At 63.8% G+C, this 3029-nt stretch carries 4 protein-coding genes and 1 pseudogene; all 5 read right to left on the reverse strand.

The annotated features are described in order from the left end of the window. Positions 1–12 precede the first annotated feature (12 nt). Positions 13–177 (reverse strand): hypothetical protein, encoded by a 165-nt coding sequence (locus MIC448_RS00235; protein ID WP_158497512.1) that lies wholly within the window; start codon positions 175–177, stop codon positions 13–15. 186 nt (positions 178–363) lie between these two features. After that, entirely contained in the window at positions 364–1317 is a 954-nt protein-coding gene (locus MIC448_RS00240) for a sensor histidine kinase KdpD (protein WP_036294215.1), read from the reverse strand. Further along, positions 1314–1994 (reverse strand): response regulator transcription factor, encoded by a 681-nt coding sequence (locus MIC448_RS00245; protein WP_036294218.1) that lies wholly within the window; start codon positions 1992–1994, stop codon positions 1314–1316. Before MIC448_RS00245 ends, MIC448_RS00240 begins: the two co-directional genes overlap by 4 nt. 33 nt (positions 1995–2027) lie before the next feature. Beyond that, positions 2028–2603: a hypothetical protein gene (locus MIC448_RS00250; protein WP_036294221.1), complete on the reverse strand. Its 576-nt coding sequence runs from the start codon at positions 2601–2603 to the stop codon at positions 2028–2030. Then, positions 2600–3029 (reverse strand): annotated as a pseudogene (locus tag MIC448_RS00255) (polyphenol oxidoreductase); the annotation flags it as partial. The gene MIC448_RS00250 and the pseudogene MIC448_RS00255, both read right to left, overlap by 4 nt.

Genomic DNA, 3029 nt, shown 5'->3' on the forward strand with positions numbered 1-3029 from the left:
AATCCCTGCCAACTACTTGACGCGGGACACGACGTAGCCGGGGTCCTGCTCGCTGTTGGTGGTATTTGCCGGGGCGCTTGCCGCGCCGGTAGTGGCGACGGCCACTCCGGTGCCGCCCAGGGCGAGTGCGGTGACGAGTGCGCCGGTGGCGATCGCCCGCTTGGCTGTTGTCTTCATGCTGTTCTCCTTCGCGGTGTCGTTCACCGCCGCAGTGGCGGTTGCGGACTGCCTTTCGTTGAAGATCGAGTGAGTTCTCGACTGTGAATACAGGCTAAGAAGAAGGCGATGAGATGAACGTGAGAGCGCCAGAATTGCCTCCGGACCGTCGCCCGTTGGCTCTGTCGGTGGACCATCCGTTCGCGGTCAGCGCGTGGCGGTCGGTATTTTGAAGGTGACCGTGCTCCCGCGCCCGGGCCAGGATTCGAGAGCGATGGAGCCGTCATGGGCCTGCATGATCTGCTTTGTCAACGCCAACCCCAATCCGTGCCCCGGGGTGGTTCGTGATGTTTCGGCACGCCAGAACCGGTCGAAAGCATGGACGAGTTCTGCGGGAGTCATTCCGATACCGTCGTCGTCAATCCGGATCACGGCTGCACCCCCGTCGCCGCGGGTGGTACTGAGGGTGACAGCGCCGCCCGGGCCGCTGAACTTCACTGCGTTGTCGAGGACGTTCCCGATCGCGCGCGAGAGGAGTTCGGCTGATCCACGCACCGGTAGCGGGGGCCCAGTGTCGACGGCGATGTGAACATCGTCGCGGCGGCCCGCAGCAGCGACGACCAGCTCCGGAAGGATCTCATTCAGATCGATCAGGGTGAAGCTGTCGGAGAGTTCCGCCTTGCTCGTGCGGGACAGTTTCAGCAGGTCCTCGGTAAGCCGGATGAGCCCACCCGTGGCCGTAAGTGCGACAGTGATCGCTTCCTGATACTCGGCGGGTGAACGGGAGCGACTCAGAGCCAGTTCGAGTTCCCCCTGGATGACGCTGAGCGGGGTGCGCATCTCGTGGGAAGCACCATCGACGAACTGCTGTTGTCGTTCGAAGCTGACCCGGATCGGTTTCAGCGCCGAACGTGCCATCAGCCAGCTGAACAGCGGGATGACGACGAGGAGGCAGGCATAGAACACGATCAGCGCAGTGCGCAGCAACGCGAATCCTTGCTCCGCGGCATTAACTGCGCCTTCGCCATCGCTCTCGGCGGCGTCGAAATCGAACGTTCCGGTGACGAACGTGTACACGCCGATCGCGAAGATCGCGAAGATCGCCAGCTGGATGACCGTGTACGCGACGGTGAGGCGGATCGTCGCACGGCGGAAGATCATTCGTCTGCCGCGATCAGATAACCGGCGCCCCGGCGAGTCTGGATGATGTCGGATTCACCGGGCGTGGACAGCTTTTGGCGAAGGTAGCGGATGTACGTTTGCACGACGTTGCTGAACCCCTCGTAGTTGCTGTCCCAGGCATGGTCGATCAGTTCGGTGGAACTGATGATCGTACCTGCGTTGCGCATCAGGTACTCCAGGACCGCATACTCCTTGGGGGTGAGGTCGATGGTACGCCCATCGCGGATCGCCGTCTGTGTGGAGGGAATCAGGGTGACGCCCTGGGCGGTGAGCACCGGCGGCTGTGCGCGCGGCGCGCGGCGCAGCAGCGCCCGGGTACGGGCCAACAACTCGACCAGGTGGAACGGTTTGACGATGTAATCATCGGCGCCCGCGTCCAGCCCCGCGACCTTGGAGCGCATCGAGTCCAGCGCGGTCAGCATCAGCACCGGCGTGTCGTGGTTGATCTCGCGGATGCGCCGACAGACGCCCATGCCGCCGTCCGGCAGTCCGGGGAGCATCAGATCCAGGACGACCAGGTCGTACGTGTCGATCTCGAATGCTTCGATCCCGCCCGGAGCGGTTCCGGCGATGGTGACGGCATACCCGGTCTCAGCGAGGGCGCGGCGGATGACGTCGCCGAGCGCGACGTCATCCTCGACGACGAGAATCCTCACCGGGCACCCGCCTGCCGCAGGCCGGGGCGTCGGTCAGTCGGGCTGTTCATCGGTACCGGCCCCTTTCGATGCGTTCGCGGTAGCGACCTGAACGCCGTCGGCGCTGGCCTGGATGACGAAATCGACCTGGTTGGTGGACGTGCGGTACAGGCTGAAGGTGTTCTCGGGGAAGTGCCCGGGCTCGGTGCCGTTGTCGAAGTACACGGTCGTCTCGTCCTGGGCAGGAATTGTCACGTCATCAAGTGCCATGTAGTACCCCTCAGACTGTTGGGTGGTGACATCGGTCATCTGATAGTAGATCTCGACGTTGGTCAAGGGTGTGCTGGTGCTGTTGGTCAACGTGATCTGCAGCCGGTCATCCATCGCCTTCCCGGTGGCCGGGTCGACGAGGTCCTCCACGGCCGCCGAGGCGATACTCAGACCTGGTGCCGTGCTGGTGTTGCTGATCGGGTTGGACGCGACCGGCAGCACGGAGTTGGAGCCCGGTGTCGCGCTGGCAGAGGCACCGGGGGTCGCCAGGGCGGTGCCGGTGGCAGCTTGGCAGCCGGTGAGGACGCCGGCGGTCAGGACCATTGCGGCGACGAAAGGGATCAGGTTTTTGGTGTTCATGATTGTTTCCTTTGCAGAGCGCGCCGGGTGGTGACGGCGCTGGCGATAGTGATGGAGGCGACGGTCGCGGCGGTGAGCGTGAGGATGTAGGGCAGCATCGCCATCCACACCACGGGCAGTGGTTGTTGGTTGTACTGGCCCTTGATCCCCAGAAACGCGAACGCGATCCGTTCGAAGTGCTTGGTAACCGAGGACACTTCCAGTCCGTTGCGGATGCTGTCGAAGCGTGCGAACTGGGCGAGCACGGCCAGCTCATCCGGTTTCTGAATCTGCAACGCGGCGAACAGCCCGCCCGGGACCTGATTGTCCGGGTCCATCGTGTCGCCGATCTGGGGTATGAGCAGCACGAAGGTCAGCCAGACCAGCAGGCTGATGATCAGTCCGGCGCTGAGCTGCCTAGGTGCGCGGGTCAGAATCGGGTGGCGT

The sequence above is a fragment of the Microbacterium sp. C448 genome, from assembly GCF_000582705.2.
Classification (GTDB): domain Bacteria; phylum Actinomycetota; class Actinomycetes; order Actinomycetales; family Microbacteriaceae; genus Microbacterium; species Microbacterium lacus_A.